This is a genomic window from Aerococcus urinae (assembly GCF_001543175.1).
GTDB classification, from domain to species: Bacteria; Bacillota; Bacilli; order Lactobacillales; family Aerococcaceae; genus Aerococcus; species Aerococcus urinae.
This window is the reverse complement of sequence record NZ_CP014161.1, coordinates 1,753,882-1,771,875: the sequence shown is the minus strand read 5'-3', so window position 1 is coordinate 1,771,875 and position 17,994 is coordinate 1,753,882. Positions and strand designations below refer to the sequence as shown.

Annotated in this window: 17 protein-coding genes; 15 read left to right on the top strand and 2 right to left on the bottom strand. The window is 37.5% G+C overall.

Features of this window, described 5'->3' with window-relative positions:
* Positions 1-5: 5 nt before the first annotated feature.
* The 6 genes from AWM73_RS08090 to AWM73_RS08065 all read left to right on the top strand — a co-directional run bounded on the left by AWM73_RS08090 (position 6) and on the right by AWM73_RS08065 (position 7,632).
* Positions 6-869, top strand: coding sequence for a MurR/RpiR family transcriptional regulator (locus AWM73_RS08090; protein ID WP_060778868.1), 864 nt, complete (start codon positions 6-8; stop codon positions 867-869).
* 190 nt (positions 870-1,059) lie between these two features.
* Positions 1,060-2,553, top strand: a complete 1,494-nt coding sequence (locus tag AWM73_RS08085; protein WP_060778867.1) for a Spo0B domain-containing protein — start codon at positions 1,060-1,062, stop codon at positions 2,551-2,553.
* 3 nt (positions 2,554-2,556) lie between these two features.
* Positions 2,557-3,294, top strand: coding sequence for a response regulator (locus tag AWM73_RS08080; protein ID WP_060778866.1), 738 nt, complete (start codon positions 2,557-2,559; stop codon positions 3,292-3,294).
* A 135-nt stretch (positions 3,295-3,429) separates the two neighbouring features.
* Positions 3,430-4,497 carry an AEC family transporter gene (locus tag AWM73_RS08075; protein ID WP_060778865.1) on the top strand — a complete coding sequence of 356 codons (1,068 nt, stop codon included), beginning with the start codon at positions 3,430-3,432 and terminating at the stop codon, positions 4,495-4,497.
* 57 nt (positions 4,498-4,554) lie between these two features.
* Positions 4,555-5,562 (top strand): NAD(P)-dependent oxidoreductase, encoded by a 1,008-nt coding sequence (locus tag AWM73_RS08070; RefSeq protein ID WP_060778864.1) that lies wholly within the window; start codon positions 4,555-4,557, stop codon positions 5,560-5,562.
* 273 nt (positions 5,563-5,835) lie between these two features.
* Positions 5,836-7,632: an FAD-dependent oxidoreductase gene (locus AWM73_RS08065; RefSeq protein ID WP_060778863.1), complete on the top strand. Its 1,797-nt coding sequence runs from the start codon at positions 5,836-5,838 to the stop codon at positions 7,630-7,632.
* 75 nt (positions 7,633-7,707) lie between these two features.
* On the opposite strand, the gene AWM73_RS08060 is transcribed toward AWM73_RS08065, so the two are convergent.
* Complete coding sequence (locus tag AWM73_RS08060) at positions 7,708-8,601, bottom strand: LysR family transcriptional regulator (RefSeq protein WP_060778862.1); 894 nt, start codon at positions 8,599-8,601, stop codon at positions 7,708-7,710.
* 268 nt (positions 8,602-8,869) lie between these two features.
* On the opposite strand from AWM73_RS08060, the gene aroE reads away from it, so the two are divergent.
* The 9 genes from aroE to AWM73_RS08015 all read left to right on the top strand — a co-directional run bounded on the left by aroE (position 8,870) and on the right by AWM73_RS08015 (position 17,107).
* Entirely contained in the window at positions 8,870-9,751 is an 882-nt protein-coding gene (gene aroE, locus AWM73_RS08055) for a shikimate dehydrogenase (RefSeq protein WP_060778861.1), read from the top strand.
* 33 nt (positions 9,752-9,784) lie between these two features.
* Positions 9,785-11,002, top strand: a complete 1,218-nt coding sequence (locus tag AWM73_RS08050) for an MFS transporter (RefSeq protein ID WP_060778860.1) — start codon at positions 9,785-9,787, stop codon at positions 11,000-11,002.
* A 14-nt stretch (positions 11,003-11,016) separates the two neighbouring features.
* Positions 11,017-11,775 carry a type I 3-dehydroquinate dehydratase gene (gene aroD / locus AWM73_RS08045; protein ID WP_060778859.1) on the top strand — a complete coding sequence of 253 codons (759 nt, stop codon included), beginning with the start codon at positions 11,017-11,019 and terminating at the stop codon, positions 11,773-11,775.
* A 60-nt stretch (positions 11,776-11,835) separates the two neighbouring features.
* Positions 11,836-13,194, top strand: a complete 1,359-nt coding sequence (locus AWM73_RS08040; RefSeq protein ID WP_060778858.1) for a CitMHS family transporter — start codon at positions 11,836-11,838, stop codon at positions 13,192-13,194.
* Between the two features lie 353 nt (positions 13,195-13,547).
* A complete protein-coding gene (locus tag AWM73_RS08035; RefSeq protein WP_060778857.1) occupies positions 13,548-14,564 on the top strand; it encodes a Gfo/Idh/MocA family protein in 1,017 nt (338 codons plus the stop codon).
* Positions 14,565-14,585: 21 nt separating this feature from the next.
* Complete coding sequence (locus AWM73_RS08030) at positions 14,586-15,062, top strand: PTS sugar transporter subunit IIB (RefSeq protein ID WP_060778856.1); 477 nt, start codon at positions 14,586-14,588, stop codon at positions 15,060-15,062.
* A gap of 29 nt (positions 15,063-15,091) precedes the next feature.
* Entirely contained in the window at positions 15,092-15,856 is a 765-nt protein-coding gene (locus AWM73_RS08025) for a PTS mannose/fructose/sorbose/N-acetylgalactosamine transporter subunit IIC (RefSeq protein WP_060778855.1), read from the top strand.
* A gap of 2 nt (positions 15,857-15,858) precedes the next feature.
* On the top strand, positions 15,859-16,674 hold the full coding sequence (locus tag AWM73_RS08020) for a PTS system mannose/fructose/sorbose family transporter subunit IID (RefSeq protein WP_060778854.1): 816 nt from the start codon (positions 15,859-15,861) through the stop codon (positions 16,672-16,674).
* 25 nt (positions 16,675-16,699) lie between these two features.
* Positions 16,700-17,107, top strand: coding sequence for a PTS sugar transporter subunit IIA (locus tag AWM73_RS08015; protein ID WP_060778853.1), 408 nt, complete (start codon positions 16,700-16,702; stop codon positions 17,105-17,107).
* Between the two features lie 72 nt (positions 17,108-17,179).
* On the opposite strand, the gene AWM73_RS08010 is transcribed toward AWM73_RS08015, so the two are convergent.
* Positions 17,180-17,929: a DeoR/GlpR family DNA-binding transcription regulator gene (locus AWM73_RS08010; protein WP_060778852.1), complete on the bottom strand. Its 750-nt coding sequence runs from the start codon at positions 17,927-17,929 to the stop codon at positions 17,180-17,182.
* Positions 17,930-17,994: the final 65 nt, after the last annotated feature.

Sequence of the window (17,994 nt, the reverse complement as noted above, 5' to 3'; positions counted from 1 at the left end):
TAGTCATGTCCAATTATTTTTTACTAGGTATTGAAGAAAAATTGACTAAGCTGTCGGGATCTGAAGCTCAGGTTGGAAGATATATTATTGAACATGCTGATGATGTCGTTCAAATGAATGTCAATGAACTCGCTCGAGAATCTGGGACGAGTACCTCCACGGTGGTACGCTTTTGTCAGTCTATTGGCTTGAAAGGATATTCGCAGTTAAAAATAAAATTGTCCTCAGAGAGTCAATTGGTAGTTGAAGCGGAATTAACAGATATTAAACCCGGGGAAAACTTAGATAATATCAAGACAATGTTACTACAAGAGTCTTATTACAATTTTAGAGAGACCAGTCAATTAATTGACGAAAATACTCTAAACCAAATTATTCATCTGATGAGTAATGCAGCAATTATTTATTGCTATGGTTTAGGAGCTTCCCACCTTGTCGGTGAAGATTTAGTGCAAAAATTTGCTCGAATAGGAAAAACGGTATTGAATTATGCAGATTCCCATCAATTGGCTTCAGCCATGGGAACAGCCCCTAAGGATTGTCTATTTCTTGCTATTTCCTATTCTGGTCAAACCCATGAAGTGATTGAACTAGCTAATCTGGCACATGAATTAAATATCAAGGTCATTGCGATGACGTCAAACTCAGATAATAACTTACAAAAACAAGCAGATCATCAGGCCTTAGTAGCTCAATGTCGTGAGGCGCCTTTGCGTGCTGGGGCAACGATCTCCTTACTTAATCAGTTGTTTCTAAATGATATCTTATTCTTATATTTCCTATCGACTACCTATGAAAAAACTGTTACTAGTTTAGAAAACAGTCGTCATGGAGTAGAACGGCTAGTGAATATACGTCGTCAGAAGTGATTAAATGAATATTTAAATATCATTCATAATAAAGCTATGGATATTATATTTACCCTTCCTTTAGGGATGAGAGGGAGATATTGACATAGCTTTTTTGTGTTTTCATAGCTAAGAAATTATTTAACTAAACGGTGTTTTATTTTATTATAATATATAGTTTTGCTGACAAGATTAACTCCCAGGTGATTTAATGATCTCTTTAAGAAAAATTTTTCATAAACACAAGTTACTGCTTCGACTCCTATCCATGACCTTTACTTTAGTGATTGTTACCCTATTGATCATGTTTTTTATTTTAACCCGGACGAGTAAGCAAAGTTTTGTCGACTCCCAAGCGGATATGCTCTTAAAAGTGGGCCATGAGATTGCGGCGGATTCCTTTGTTCAGTCTTCAGCTGAAGACACGCATTTTTCCCAGAAAATTATCGATTATGCCTCTGCTGAAGAGGCTCGATTCGGCTTGGATTATGTGGTGATAATGACTAAGGATAGTACCCGCCTAACCCATCCTAACCGTCATTTAATTGGGAGTCCCTTTCAAGGGGAACAAGACCAGTATGATGCCCTTAATGGGAAGTCCTATACCCGGACGGGACAAGGACCTATGGGGCGGTCCATGCGTGCTTTTGTCCCTATCTTCAATCAAGATCATCAAGTGGTCGGAGCGGTGGCTTTAGGAATTATGCTACCTAAGTTAAATCTTTTATTTGATCAAGCGACCCAGTCTTTAAGGCTATCGGTCCTAGTGGCCTTCCTGGTTGCGGGGACTATGGCTATTTGGCTGGCCTATTCCTTAAAGAACCGTATGCTGGGGATGGAGCCTGAAGAAATCGCCCAGGTGGTGGAAGAGCGCAATGCCATGTTTAACTATACCGATATGGCCATTCTTATTACCGATCCGGCGGGGAAAATCCGCTTTGAGAATAATAGCGCGATTACTTATATTGGCAATTACCTCAATCAGCATTATTCTGCAATTTTTCCCGATTTAAAAGTAAAGGATAAAGCCTTTATGTCCCTCATGAAGTCAGTAAAGCATGACGAGTATGTTGGTTCGGTGGCACCAATTATTGTCAACCAGGAAAAACGGGGCTATCTTTTTATTTTGCGGAATGCCTTAGAAGTGATTGATTTAGTCAACCAATTGGAGAATTCTCACTATTTTGCCAAGCAATTAGTCAAGCAGAACCATGATTTTCTCAATAAGGTCCATGTTATCTATGGGTTAAGTGATCTCGGTGAGTATCAGGAATTGAAGACTTATTTACAAGATTTAATCAGTGATAAGAGTCACTTTAATCAGAATGTGCAGCTACTGATTAATAATCCGACTATCGCGGGTTATTTGCTCCTAGGTGCTAACCACTATGCCATGTATCGGCGGATTACGGTGAAGAATGAAATTCCGGAAGCGCAAAATTTTAATCAGAATAATGAATGGCTGAAGATTGCTAATGCACTCGAAGCGAGATTAAATGAACTCGATGACCAAGTTACCATTGAAATTGAATTAGAATATGACAATGACCAGCTAGTGACGGCTTTCTATGTTTATCCTGACCTAGGATGTTATCCTGAAGTGGGGCAAGATTTAGAAAAAATTGAAAGCGATTTAAATCAAGTAGAAATCAGTAACAATGGGGAATTTTTTGTTTTAACTTATCAAGTGAACTATGGAGGTTAAGTGATGTATAGGATAATGCTTGTTGAAGACGACCGTATGGTGCAGGCGATTAATAAACAATATGTGGAAAAGGTAGATGGCTTTCAAGTGACTGGAATCACGGATTCCTATGAAGAGGCCCTTGATTTATTAGAAAAAGAAGACTTTGATTTGCTTTTAATTGACGATTATTTGGGTGAATCGCAGTGCCCTGGCTTGCAATTAGTGGAATACCTGGCGACTTGCCCCGACCATCCAGGAGTGATTATGTTAACCGCTCAAAATGCTAAGTCTGCTATTCAAAAGGGCTTAAATTTAGGGGTACAGGACTATATTCTCAAACCCTTTACCTTTGAACGCTTAGAAAGTAGTTTGCTTCGTTTTAAAAAGGAAAGGGAATTATTAAATCAAGAGGAGGAGATCAACCAAGACACCTTGGACCAATTATATGGCTATCCGGATGATTTAGTCGCTGACAACCGTTTAGCGGAATCTACTAATATGGAAATGAGTGATAGTATCGAAAAGGGCCTGACTTTTTCCACCATGGAAGTCATTGCCGCGGCCATCGAAAGTCAAGATTGTGAATCTTTTACTATTCCCCAAATCACCCAGAAAAGCCAACTCTCCCATGTGACGGTGCGTAAATATATCCATTATCTGGTCAAGAAAGGCTATTTAAAGACCTTCCAATACTATGGAACAACTGGGCGGCCTACTATTCATTACCAACAAGTTCATCCCTTGGATAGAAGTTTGTGAAAAGTCTCTTAAATTACTTAAATAACTTTCATTTAATTAAATAATATTTCCTAGCTCCTCTATATAAACTAGAATTCAACTATAGAGTTTATCGATAAGTTCTTGTGAATTTTTTATTAAAGAGGAGCTATTTTTATGTCGTTTGGTGAAATATTGATAGCTACCCTGACAAATATGAAGTTTATTTCGGCAATTACTTCGACGATTGGAATTATCTTGATTGGTTATATTTGCAGACGACGTGGCATCTTTAACCAACATGTTTCTAAAGTCTTGTCAACGGTAGTATTAAAGTTAGCGATTCCATGTATGGCCTTCAATGCCTTTATGCAAGATTTGAATGTCCAACAACTCCACCAAAGTATGAGTGTCTTGGTATGGGGCCTGTTAATTTATTTAGTTTTTATTGCGATTACGCGTTTGACCTATGCTCGCTATGAAGGCGACACCAAACTGGTTCTTAGGATGTTAACCATCTTTGGGTCAACCACCTTCTTTGGGATTCCAATTGTGTCAGCAGTTTATGGGGCTGACGGGGTCATTTACGCCAATGTCTTTAACATCGGTTACCGGATCTTCTTATATTCTTATTGCTATATCTTGATGAGTGGTTTGCAATTTAAAAAGAGCAACCTCAAAAGTATCTTCCTCAATCCGACGATCTTATTTACCTTGGCGGGTTTACTGATTTGGGCTATGCAGGCTTATCTGCCTCATGTCACGGTAGAAACCCTGGCTAAAACCGGAGAAATGGTTGAGCGCCAAGCACCGATTCTACGTTTTGACTTAACCTTGCCTTGGCTCTATCAATTGATGAACTATTTATCTAAATTGGCTTCACCATTAGCCTGGTTATCAATCGGGGCTACTTTGGGTGAGAGTGAAATTACCGAAGCAGTCAAAGACAACAAGGTTTGGTACTACGCCTTTAATAAAATGCTTATTGTGCCTTTAATTACCTTGGTTTGTGGGATTATATTCACCGCTACCAATATCTTGCCAATGGACTATGCGGCCATTGGGACCACAGTTGTCATGATGGCAACTCCACCAGCCAGTGTGGCAGTTTCCTATGCCATTGGTTTTGGACGGGAAGATAAACTCGCTTCTAACTGTTCCTTTGTCACGACTTTAACCGCCACCTTGGCGATTCCAATTTGGTTAGTAGTGATTGAAATCTTGAAAACCAGTGGCGTGATTTAGAGACTTTGCCGTTAAAACAATATAAAAACTATCAAAAAAGGAAAAGGAGAGATTGGAATGACTTTTAAAGTGGCTTGCTATGGGGTACGGTCGAATGAAGTGGATATTTTTAAGCAATATAATAAATATAATTATGACCTGACCTTAATTGAAGACTTACTGACAGAAGACAATATCGAAACTGCTAAAGGCCATGACGCTGTCCTATTAAGAGGAAACTGTGTGGCTAACCGGAGAAATTTGGAATTACTGAAATCCTGGGGGATTGACTTAGTCTTCACTCGGACCGTAGGCATCAACCATATTGATATGGAAGCTATCCGTGATTTGGGGCAGGTTGTGGCGAGAGTGCCTGGTTATTCCCCTAATGCTATTGCCGAATTATCAGTGACCTTGGCCATGAGTTTGTTGCGTAATGTTCCCTATACGACCGAAGCGACAGCCAAAGAATTTGATTTTCGGGTTAAACCGCGTATGTTTAGTCGCGAAGTAAGAAATTGTACCGTAGGGATTATTGGTTGCGGACGGATCGGTTTAACCGAAGCCAAACTCTTCCAAGGTTTAGGAGCTAAGGTGATTGGCTATGACATCTATCAATCGGATGCCGCCAAAGAAGTGGTGGAATTTAAGGACAGTCAAGATGACTTATTGAAAGAAGCGGATATCGTAAGTATTCACTCCGCCTATATCGAGGGTGAAAATGATCAGATGATTAACCAACATTTCATTGAAACCATGAAAGATGATGCTATTTTGGTTAACACTGCCCGTGGGGAACTCCAAGACAACCAAGCTATTATCGATGCCCTTAAGGCAGATAAATTATATGGCTTTGCGGCCGATGTGCTCCCCAATGAAGGACCAATTTTCTTCCACAACTTCGACCGTTTAGAAGATGTTCCTGATGAAACGGTTCAAGAATTAATTAAGCTGTATCCACGAGTTTTATTGACCCCACACGTAGGCTCTAATACCGATGAAGCCGTGAAAAACATGGTGGAATACTCCATGGATAACTTTGAAGAATATCTCACCAGTGGAAAAGTTGCTAATTTGGTGGAGTAGCTACAAAAATAATTATTAAAGTATAGAGACCAAGGTTGATTTATTAACAAGTCACCGAGGTCTCTTTTTATGGTTCTCCTCCCAGATAAAAGCATCTAATGTAACTTTTAATCTTTCATATTTTACTTACATTGATGATTAATAGAATTCTCCCAGTAGATACATAAGAAATATCAATGAATAAAAGCGCATTCATTCTTATTTTTAATCAATTACCCATGTATAATAGAATTGATAATGTGAAATATGTAATTTGTGAGAGGAGCAGAAATAATGGGAGAAAATATACAATTTACCCCCGGAGAATATAAAACAAAGGCCAAGGGCCACAACAGCGCCTTAGATATGCTGGTGACTTTTTCTGAGTCAGCCATTAAGGCTATTGATATCGATCAATCTTCTGAATCAGAGGGCTTATCTGATAAGGTGTTTGAAATCATCCCTCAGCAAATTGTTGACTTTCAAACTTTAAATGTTGATACCGTTTCAGGAGCGACGATTTCTAGTTTAGGAATTATCGAAGGGGTATCGGAAGCCGTGAAAGAAGCAGCAGGCGAGCAAGCTGTAGAAACACTTAAAAATCGTCCCAAGCCGGTTATTGAGAAATCAAATGAAAGTATTGAAAAAGATACTGACTTAGTTGTTGTTGGTGGCGGAGCGGCCGGAATCAGTGCTGCACTTAGAGCTTCCCAATTAGGTCTTGATGTTATTTTGGTCGAAAAACAAAGCTTCATTGGTGGAGCGATATCTATTAGTGGGGGTAACCAAGTTGTTTACGGTTCACAGCTACAAAAAAACTTAGGTGTTACTGATGATAATGCCGAATCCATGGTTGAAGACTTTAAAGCTAATGGTAACTATGAAAATGTCGATGAGCTGATTGAACTTTTGGCTAATAATGTAGGTGAAACAACTGACTGGCTCAATCAAGAAATTGGCATTCAGTACGATACCGACGAGGGACTCCATAATTTACCTGAGTATTCCTATGACCGTGAACTGGCCTATAAAGATGGGGGCCACGGCTTTGCAGCCACTGCCCGGCAAGCTTTGGAAGATAGTGATGTTTTAGTGCTCAAGGAAACGCGAGTAAAGGAACTTCTTCTCGATCAAGCTGATAGTGTGTCTTCTGCTTCAGTCAGTGGCGGAGCCGCTGATGCTGTACCACAAGTTGTTGGGGTTCAAGCGCTTGCTGAGGATGGGACCACCTATACGATTCATGCTAAATATGTGATTTTAGCTAGCGGAGGATACGGCAATAACAAAGAACTTCTTTCTGATGAATTGAAGGATGTTCTATATTATGGTCCAGCTTCTTCTACTGGAGATGCAATTAAACTCACTGAACCGGTCGAAGCAGGAACCAGAATGATGCATTACGGAAAGATTTATCCCAATGGTATTGAAGTTTCTCTGGGACGGGCCAAGTCGACCATCGGAGGTAATATCCCAGTATTGAAAATCAATGGAATTTTGGTCAATGACCAAGGGAAACGGGTGATCAATGAAAGAGCTTCTAACCATGAAGTCTTAAATGCTCTCATGCAAGAAGAAAATAAGATTCTTTATCTATTACTTGATGACAAACGCTTTGCTATTTTCCAAGATGGTGTATCTGAAGACGGTATTTCTAAGAACGATATCGATCAATGGTTGGCTCAAGATGGCGAGATGGCACCTCTCTTTGTCAAAAGAGATAGTCTATCTGAATTAGAAGATAAGCTAGGTTTCCCTAAAAATAATTTATTTGAAACGGTTAAAGACTATAATCAAGCTGTAGAAACGAAAGAAGATCCGTTAGGCCGAGAAGAGCAATTCTTAGAAGAAAAGATTTCCGAGGAAGGACCTTACTATCTTGTTGAACAAAAACCACGCTTTGCGACAACGATGGGCGGTCTCGTGGTAAATGATCAGCTTCAAGTTAAGAATAGAGCTGGTAAAGTTATTCCTGGACTCTATGCAGCAGGTGAAGTTGTTGGTGGAGTCATGGGCACCGACTCCCCTTCAGGCGCTAATAATGCTTGGGCTCTGACTTCAGGGAAATTAGCCGCTGAAGCTGTGGTGAAATAATTTAAAAAGGACTATTAAGTATACAGGCTTCTTCAGTAATGAAGGGATCTGATTTTCTTAGTAGTCCTTTTTGGTTTATCTAAAGGAAACTTCTTTAATAAATGAGATAAAGTCCTCAACAACAGGGGCATGGTAGATATCGTTACGATAGACCATGTAATAGGAACGTTTATAATTAAAATCTTTTATAGGAAGGATGGCTAAGGGATAGTTGTTGAGGACTTTATTATTTGCAATATAGGCAATACCAAAGCCTTCAGAAACAAGCCCAGCGACTGTTTCGTCTTCATCAACTTCCAAAGCAATGCCAATACTATCCTTTATATTTAAATCTTGAGTAATTTTATCAATGATCGTTCGCATGCCAGCTCTTTTAGAAAACCACACTTGAGGGTAGGCTAGGGTCTCAAAGATATCGACTTCTTCCTTTGAGGCTAGGGGGTGGTTTTTGGGAGTAATAAGAACAATATTTTCTTCAGCGACTTTAATGAAGCTAAGACTAGGATCATTAACGTCAATTTTAGTGCAAAAAGCCAAATCAGTTTTTTTATTTTGTACGCTTTTAATCATTTCCCCACTTAGGCCATGTGCATTACTAAATTCAAAACTGATATTTTTTTCAGGATTTTGATCAATAAATCGCCTGGCTAGACTGGGGACTAAACTACTGAGGACTCTTAGTAAATTTAAACGAATGAGGCCTTCGCCATGTCCTTCCTTTTCTGCGTTAGTGATACCAAGATCAAGAATAGCTAATGATTCCCTCACATTTCGAAGAAAGTTATTACCAACTCGGGTTATTTTGACGTTACGCCCGTCTTTCTCAAATAATTGGATGCCCAATTCTGTCTCTAAAGACTTAATAGCATTACTAAGTGTAGGCTGAGTAATACGTAAGTCTTTGGCAGCCAGAGTGTAGTGTTCATACTTAGCCAAGGTGACAAAGTATTTTAAGTGATACAGATTCATATCTATCCCTCTTCTTATTGTGCGTAAATTCACTATTTTTTAATTATTTATGATTATTAACGTTAGATTTCCTTGTGCACTTAATTAAGCGATTACAATGCTTAGATAACATAATTTCGTTTTTATTAATGGATAATTATAATTTACCATTATTTATTCAAAAAATCTATAGATTAGACGCTAATTATCAATTTGTTATTTGTGAATGTGAAAACTATAATTTGTTTAGAAAGAAAATTTGAATTTGATAGAGAAAGAGGTTTTACGAATGACAGAACGTTTAGACGGACATACCTTACTAGTTTCCTTACTGGCAACACCTATTAGACATAGTAAATCACCAACGATGCATAACGAAGCCTTTGCTAAGTTAAACCTTCCTTATGCCTATCTTGCTTTTGAAGTGGGAAATGATGAGCTAGCTGACGCTATCCAAGGCATTCGAGCCCTAGGTATCCGTGGTTCAAATATCTCCATGCCTAATAAACAAAAAGTTATTCCTCTATTAGATGAACTTGATGAAAGTGCTGAGTTAATCGGTGCTGTCAATACAGTAACCAATAAAGATGGTAAAGGACACTTAGTTGGCTACAACACAGATGGTGTCGGAGCCATGAAGGCATTGGCTGAAGAAGGCGTTGAAGTTAAAGGTGCTACAGTAACCTTAGTTGGTTGTGGGGGTGCTGGGACAGCCATTGCGGTGCAAGGTGCTTTAGATGGTATTAAAGAATTACATATCTTTAACCAAGATGATGAATTCTATCCTAATGCAGTGAGTGTGGCTGAGCGTATCAATCAAAGAACAGACTGCAAAGCGACTGTAGAATACTTAGAAAATCGCGAAGCACTTAAAGAAGCGATGGATAAGAGCAGTATCTATATTGATGCCAGTGGCGTTGGGATGCACCCACTTGAAAATGAATCAGTCATTACTGACCCAAGTTTCTTACGTGAAGATTTAGTTGTTTTTGATACAGTTTATTCTCCAGCGGAAACTGAATTATTAAAATTTGCTAAGGAACATGGCGTTAAAAAAGCAATTAATGGTTTAGGCATGATGCTTTATCAAGGAGCAGTAGCTTTCAAACACTTCTGTGGTGAAGATATGCCAGTCGAATATATCCACGATTTACTGTTTAAAGATAATTAAATGCTACTTTAATGAAGAAAGTGAGGAAGTAGAATGAGAAATAATCGTTACTTACCCACAGCCTTAGGATTATATATTAACTATATAATCCACGGTATGGGGGTAATCATCATTTCCCAGAATCAGAACATGCTCATGGAGCAGTGGGGGACTGACTTAGCTGGTATCGGTTCGGTTATTGGTTGGTTAGGTATTGGTCGTTTAATTGCAATTGTAATTTCTGGTCCGCTCTCAGATAGATTTGGACGTAAACCTTTTGTTTATTTGGGAATGGCAACCTACATGGCCTATTTCTTAGGACTTATTTATAGCCATAGCGTAGCGATGGCCTCTGTTTTCGCCTTGATTGCAGGTTTATCGAACTCATTTTTAGATTCAGGAACGTATCCAGCCTTAATGGAGTCATTCCCTGAAAATGCGGGTACTGCAAACGTCTTGATCAAAGCCTTCGTGCAAATTGGACAATTCCTCTTACCATTGATCATTGGTTTTTTAACTAATAACTCACTATGGTTCGGTTGGTCATTTATTATTGCCGTAGCTGTTTTAGGGATTAACATGTTAACCATGTGGAGAATGGCTTTCCCTGATGAAGACGCTAAAGAGCAGGCGGAAGAAACCGGCGGCGATGACTTTGTTTCTGCCGTTAAATTCAAATCAAAACCTAAATGGTATATCGAAGGGATTGCCTTTGTGATTTATGGATTCATTTCCCAAGCCACTTTTTATTTAATTTCGCAATCATTAAATACTTATGGACAACTCGCAGCAGGCTTATCAATGAATGAAGCCAATGCTTTAATGTCTTACTATTCTGTTGGTTCCTTACTTTGTGTCTTTGTGACTGCTGTTATCGCAACAAAAATCCGCTCAGTGAAACTCGTTGTGGGATACACCTTTATGTCTCTAGTTGCTGCAGTTTTAATGTGGTTGTACCCAACGCCTACTATGCTTAAAGTAGGGGCAGCATTGATTGGCTTCTTTGCAGCTGGTGGTGTCATGCAGTTAGGTTTAACGGTTATGGGAGAAATGTTCCCTCAAGGAAAAGGTACCGTTACCAGTATCTTCTATACCTTTGGTAGTGTCGCTTCATGGCTCATCCCTAATATTAGTCCTTGGTTAATTGAAAACTATGATATTAGCGCTGTGATGTTATTTGAAGTGATCATCGCTGCAATTGGATTTATAATCGGTGTGATTATCTTTATCCGTTACTATCAAGTTGTTGATACTAGCGAAGTGCCCGAATAAAAGAAGGAGTAATTATGAAAGAAGTAGTTGTTAAGGACGTTGTTATCGGAAAGGGACGCCCTAAAATCATTATCCCAGTGGTTGGTAAAAGTGAACAAGAAATTATCGATACTTTCTCAAAAATTAACCAAGAGCCCTGTGATTTAATTGAATGGCGCATTGACCATTTTGATGACGTCTTAGAAGAAGGAGCTGTAGCATCCTTAAGCCATAAATTAAAAGAAGCTTGTTCAAAACCACTTTTAATTACTTTCCGTACTCAGCATGAGGGTGGCGTTTGTCAATTAGGAGATGAGGGTTATCAAAAACTTTATCAATCCCTTATTGACGATGCTGATTTCGAGTTACTAGATATCGAAATGATGATGCCTGATGATATGGTTACTACACTGATCGAACAAGCTCATCAAAAAAATATCAAAGTAATTTTAAGTAACCACGATTTTGATAAGACACCTGAAAAAGCTACCATTATTAAGCGCTTAACCATGATGGAAGAAAAGGGTGCTGATATCGCAAAAATTGCTGTGATGCCTAATGACAAAAGTGATGTGGTGACCTTGCTTAACGCAACTTTTGAACGTTCTCAAGTTGCCGAAACACCTTTAATTACGATGTCAATGGGACAATTAGGTATGGTAAGTCGCTTAGCTGGAGAACTCTTTGGATCCCAAGCGAGTTTTGGTGCCCTGGGTCAAGTTTCCGCACCGGGTCAAGCACCCGTAGAAGATCTGCATAATGTTCTTAATTTATTGACTTTAAATGCGGAATAATCGAAGCAAGTAAAGCCGCTTTCTTTAAGAGAGCGGCTTTTTGGGGAAGGAGGAAGAATTGTGTTAGCCATTATTGCCTTATTAATGATTTGTACCTTTGTTTATTTCTTACTAAGTCAAAAATTAACTGTTGTAGGGTCACTATTAATCATTCCACTGGTATTTGGAGTAGGGATCGCTTTGTTCACTAATAGTGGATTAGATGCGATTTTTAAGTGGATCTATGAAGGAATCTTTTACAGTATTGATGAAGTCAGTGGAGAAATTGTGTCTGGGGTCGCTCCAGCAGTCTTTCTGATATTATTTGCTATCTTTTACTTTAATATGATGCTGGATGTGGGACTCTTTGATCCTATCATTGAATTTTTTATTAAAGAAATGCGTGGCGATCCTCTACGAGTGACTATATTGACTGTTTGTTCATCAATTGCGGTTTCGTCAACCGGAGACACGACAACTGCAGTAATTATTTTACTCGCTGCTTTTGTTGACTTATATAAACAAATGGAAATGCGCTTACCTATATTGGCATTATTGATTATTGGTCCTAATACTATTTTAAATATGTTGCCATGGGGTGGACCAGCAGCGGTCATTTCTTCGGCCTTGAATATTGAATTAATGGATCTCTCCTTTGCTCTATTTCCAGGTATGGCAGGAGGCATATTATATACGATTTGCTTAGCTTTCTATTTCGGTTATAAGGAGCGTCAGCGTCTCAATTTTGATAAAGAAGCTGAACTAGATGAAGATCAAAAAGAAAAAATGCTTGCATCCATCCGTAATCGGCGAGTGGATTATAAACGGCCGCACTTGTATTGGGTGAATTTACTATTAACCTTTACTATCATAGGTCTGCTTATTTTAGGCTACGGACATGGCTCAGTCCTCTTCCTCTTAGGTAGTATTATAGGCGCAACGATTAACTTTGGAGATTCTAAAGTTGTTATGGACCGGATCCGTGAATATGTGGCTAGTGCTATTGCACCGCCAATGGCAACTTTGGGTGCTGGGGCCTTTAGTGGGATTCTCTATGGCTCTGGTATGTCCCAAGCCCTAGCCTTTGGGGTGGTCAAGGCGATTCCAAGATTTTTAGGGCAACATATGGCTTTGGTTTATACCCTAATTACTATTCCAGGTCTAGTCTTTCTTCCTCAAGAAGCCTATTATTTCGGTATTTCAAGCGTCATGGTTAATGTTATGGAACAGTTTGGAGTAACTCCTTTACAAACTGGAGTAGCTTCCATGATTCCACAGGCTTTTGGTATGATTTCTCCGATTATTCCTGCTCTATACATATTAACCGCCCAAACCCAACAAACTTTCTTTGAATACCAAAAACGCTATATTAAATATCTCTGGCCAATTTTTGCCATTTTCTGCATTATTTACATTTTAACTGGCAGTTTACCAGTATAAAAGGGAATCGATAAGTACTGAGCGAAGCGGTACTTATCGGTTTTAATTTGAAAGTGTAATAAATGACACTAATGGTGTATAAAAAATTATTTAGTATTATTTAAATTGTGTTATATCTAGCATAGAGAGGAGGATAACTATTGATTGAATCCAATAGAAATAATAGATAAATTTTAGTGAAGGACTTAAAAAAATACTGGTAGTAAGATTGTAAACTAAGTCTCTGACTTTATTTATAATTTATATTAAAAACATAAAATAAATACCTAGTTTATATTGACTCATTAAACACTTTATATTAAATTATATGTAAGCGCATTCAGAAAACGTATACATGAAAGGTGATAATAAACATGGATAAAAAATTAAATGTTGCAGTTATTGGTGCGGGGATTTACGGTATTCATCACGTTGATGTATATAATCAAAGCCCCTATGTAAACTTAGTAGCAGTATGTGACTTTAGTAGCAAAATTAGAGAAAATATCGAAAAAGAATATGGTGTAAAAACATATAGTGATGTTGAAACCATGCTATCTGAAGAAGAAATTGATGCAGTGTCTATCGTAACACCGGACCACTTGCATAGAGAACCTGCTGTCCAGTGTGCCAATGCGGGTAAACACTTATTAATTGAGAAACCTTTAGCTTCTACTGTAGAAGATTGTCAAGCAATTTTAGAAACTGCTGAAGCAAACAATGTCAGAGTTGCAGTTGACTTCCATAAACGCTGGGATCCAACAGCTATTCATGTCTTTAATACTCTAAATGATGGTGATGCTTATCCTATAAGAGGTTATATGAGCATGGATGATATTGTTGATGTACCAACAAAATGGTTTAAATGGGCTGACCAATCTGACCCTGTCAACTTCCTGGGAATCCACTGTGTCGATTTGATCCGTTGGTATATGGGTTGTGAAGCTACAGAAGTTTATGCTGTAGGTACTAAAAAATTATTAGCTGACCAAGGAATCGACTCCTATGATAGTGTTACCTCTTTAATTACCTTTGAGAATGGTTGCAATTGGGTTGTAGAAAACTCATGGGTATTACCTTCTGGCTTTGCTAAGAACAATGATGGACGTACAAGTATTTTAACCACAGATAACTATATTCGTGTAGATAACCAAGATAGAGGTATTGAAGTATTTGATAGCGAAAAACAACATACGCCTAACGTCTTCTTCTTTAATAACTTCTATGGTAAAGTTTTCGGTTTTGGTGCTGATCCTATTAATAGTTTCATTGATTGTTTGATTAATGATAAAGAATTTGTAGCGGATGGTAATGATGGCTTGCAAGCTACAAAAATTACAGAAGCGATTCACAAGAGTTTAGATACTGGTGAACGCGTAAAGATTAAGTAATATTTAGGAAAGGTGAATTTAATGGCTAATCAAAAAATGGTTAGGGTAGACTATCGTTTGGTTCATGGTCAAGTAGTCGCTAAATGGATAAAATATAATCCTGTTAAAAGATTAATATTGGTAGATAATGATCTAGTAAATGATGATTTCATGGGAGATATATACCGTATGGCGGCTCCAGATCAAGAAGTTGATATCGTAGCTGTTGGTGACTTACAAAATTCTTTAGATAAAAAAGATGACAATGTCATGATTATATTTAAAGATATAAAAAGTGCTAAAGAAGCTGCAGACAGCGGAGTTGAGCTAGCTGAATTAAACGTAGGAGCTGTGCCAAGCTCTAAAGATAGAACAACTGTTATTCAAGGGGTCTCCTTGTCTAAGGATGAATTTGATTCATTAAAGGCTTTACAGGAAACGGGAGTAAATGTTTATTTACAACCAATACCAGAAAATTCTAAGGTAAGCTTAGAAAGTGTTGAAAGTAAAGTTAAATAAAATTTATAAATTGTGAAAGGACTAACCATATGGACGGACAATTGATAGTTATGGCTATCGCAATGGGGTTAATATATTGGTTATCAAGAAGTATGATTGGTGGCTATTTTGCCTTATTCTTTGTAGGTAACGCAATTGTCGTAGGAGCTATCGCTGGACTTATCCACGGTGATGTTTTACAAGGTTTGATATTAGGTGGCGGTATTTCAGCTGTATTTGCTGGGATTATTGCTCCGGGTGGGAATTTACCTACCGACCAAACCATGGCTGCTACTACAATGATTCCTATTGCACTAGCAAGTAATTTATCTGTAGAACAAGCAGTAGCTTTTGCTGTTCCTTTAGGACTAGTAGGCGCACAATTAATCAACTTAAGAAAAATTATTAATGTGAATTTTGTGCACATGGCCGATAAAGCGGTCGAAAGCTGTGACACAAAAGCTATTAGTAGAGATGCAGTATTATATCCAGCACTTACCGCATTCCCATTGCTATTTTTACCAGTTTTCTTAGTCGTTCTGTTAGGGCAAAATGTAATGCTATCAGTCTTAGAATTTATTCCAAGCTGGATTTTGCATGGCTTAGAAGTAGCCGGTGGCGTGATGCCTGCTGTAGGTTTTGCTCTAATTATTAACTCTATTGGGAAGCCAAGATTAATACCTTATACTTTAATAGGATTTATTTTAGTGAAAGTACTTGGGTTAAATAATATCGTAACTGGTATTTTGATCATTAGTATTGCATTAATTGTTGTCTTTAATAAGAAAAATATTGATGAAACGGTTGGTGCATAATTATGAGTGAAAATAATGTAACGATTACAAAAAAAGATATTAATAATACTATGCTGAGATGGTATTTTGCGACAGAAATATCTTTAAACTACGAACGTATGCAGTCATTAGCTTTTACTTATGCTTTTTTACCTGTTTTAAAGAAGTTATACCCTGATAAAGATGATCTTCAAGAGGCTTTAAACCGTCATTTGGAATTATTTAATACTAATGCTACGGCCGGTGGATTGATACTAGGTACAACTTTGGCTATGGAAGAAGAGAAAGCTAATAATGGCTCAATAAGTGGCGATGCCATCGTAGCGATAAAAACAGGCTTGATGGGGCCAGTTGCAGCATTTGGGGATTCTTTCAGTGCAGGGACACTGCAAACGCTTTTTATATTAGCTGCTAGTGCAGCAGCTGCTGCAGGATCTTTCTTGAGTCTCTTATTACTATTCATTGGTAATGCTATTCTTATGGCTGAATTAGTTATAACCACAAATTTAACCTATAACCGTGGTAGGGAAGCTATTAAAGATGTTCTTTCATCAAAAACTATGAATTACATACTCGAGGGTGCTAATATCCTTGGTATGGGGATGATGGGGGCGTTGACAGCCACAATGGTAGATTTAACTACTCCGTTAAGTGTTACCTTTGGAGAAACAGCAGTTGCTCTGCAAGATAATCTAGATAATTTAATGCCAGGTCTATTAACCTTAGGGGTTTTATTCATATTTTATTATCTAATTAATAAGAAGCAGTTAAGTATTACAAAAATTGTTTTAGGGACTATAGCAGTATCCTTAGTACTATCCCTATTTGGTATTGTATAGAATGATTTAAGGTAGGTTTTAAAATATGAAGGGTATTATTTTAGCAAGTCATGGAAAGTTAGCAGATGGACTTTATGATGCATTAAAAATGTTTTCAGGGGATATCGAGCAGATCGCTACCTTGTCTTTAAAACCAGAAGCTGATTTAAAAGAATTTATTGACTTACTAGAAGAGAAAATAAAATTAGTTGATTCAGGTGATGGTGTAACTGTTTTTGTTGATTTACTATTTGGCACCCCAAATAACTTAAGTGGCAAACTCTTAAAAGATGAGCTTTATCAAGAAAAAGTAGATATTATTACCGGTATGAATTTACCGATGGTATTAGAATATACAAACAGTCGCACAGGTTCACCGAGTGTCGATGATATTATGTCTGTCGGAAAAGAAGGCATTGCATATTTTAATGAAATTTTGAAAGACAGACAATAGATTAAAATAATGAAATTAAAAAGCTGCCTTAGTAATAACTAGTATAGGTTATTGCTAGGGCGGCTTTTTTATTTATTGATAAATTGTTATTCCGTTTTCTCTATATTTTTCAATTAAATCATTTGAGACATTTTGAGAATAAATATTAAATGATGAATTATCTAAATTAATTATAAAATTACTTATTGTTTCAAATTTATCATTTGTAACGATAGAAAAAATAGAATCTGATTGGCTACTCATTGCTTCTTTAATAGTTGCTTCTTCAAGTGTTGGAACAGAGGTTCCGATAGATGAATCTATATTATAAATTCCCATAATGTATATATCCGCGTGAATATTTTTTATTTCTTTATAGGTAATGGACCCAATATTTATCATTGAATTTTTATAAAGTTCCCCACCTAGTGTAATTATTTCGCTTGATTCTAAACGTGACAGTTCACATGCGACAGGTGGACTATTGGTAATGAATGTAGCTGAAAAATTATTTGGAAATAACTTTGTCAGCTCTAAGTTACTAGTACTTCCATCTATTAATATGGTTTTATTTTGGGGAATATTTTTTACTAATTTTTTTGAAATCTCAATTTTTTCATCTGTTTTAAATTTTTTTCTAAAGTCAAAACTTGTTACGGGTGGTCCAATTCTTATTGCTCCAGCTCGTATTCGTTTTAACATATTTTGTTTTTCTAGTTCTTGTAAATCGCGTCGAACAGTGTCTTCACTAACTTGAAATCGTTTCGATAAATCTACAATGGTTACTTTTCCTTCAGTCGAAATCAAATTGACGATAATCTGCTGGCGTTCAATTTTGTGCATGATATTCTCCAATCTTAATCTATAAAACAAGCATAACTATTATTTAAATGCGATAGGCAAATCGA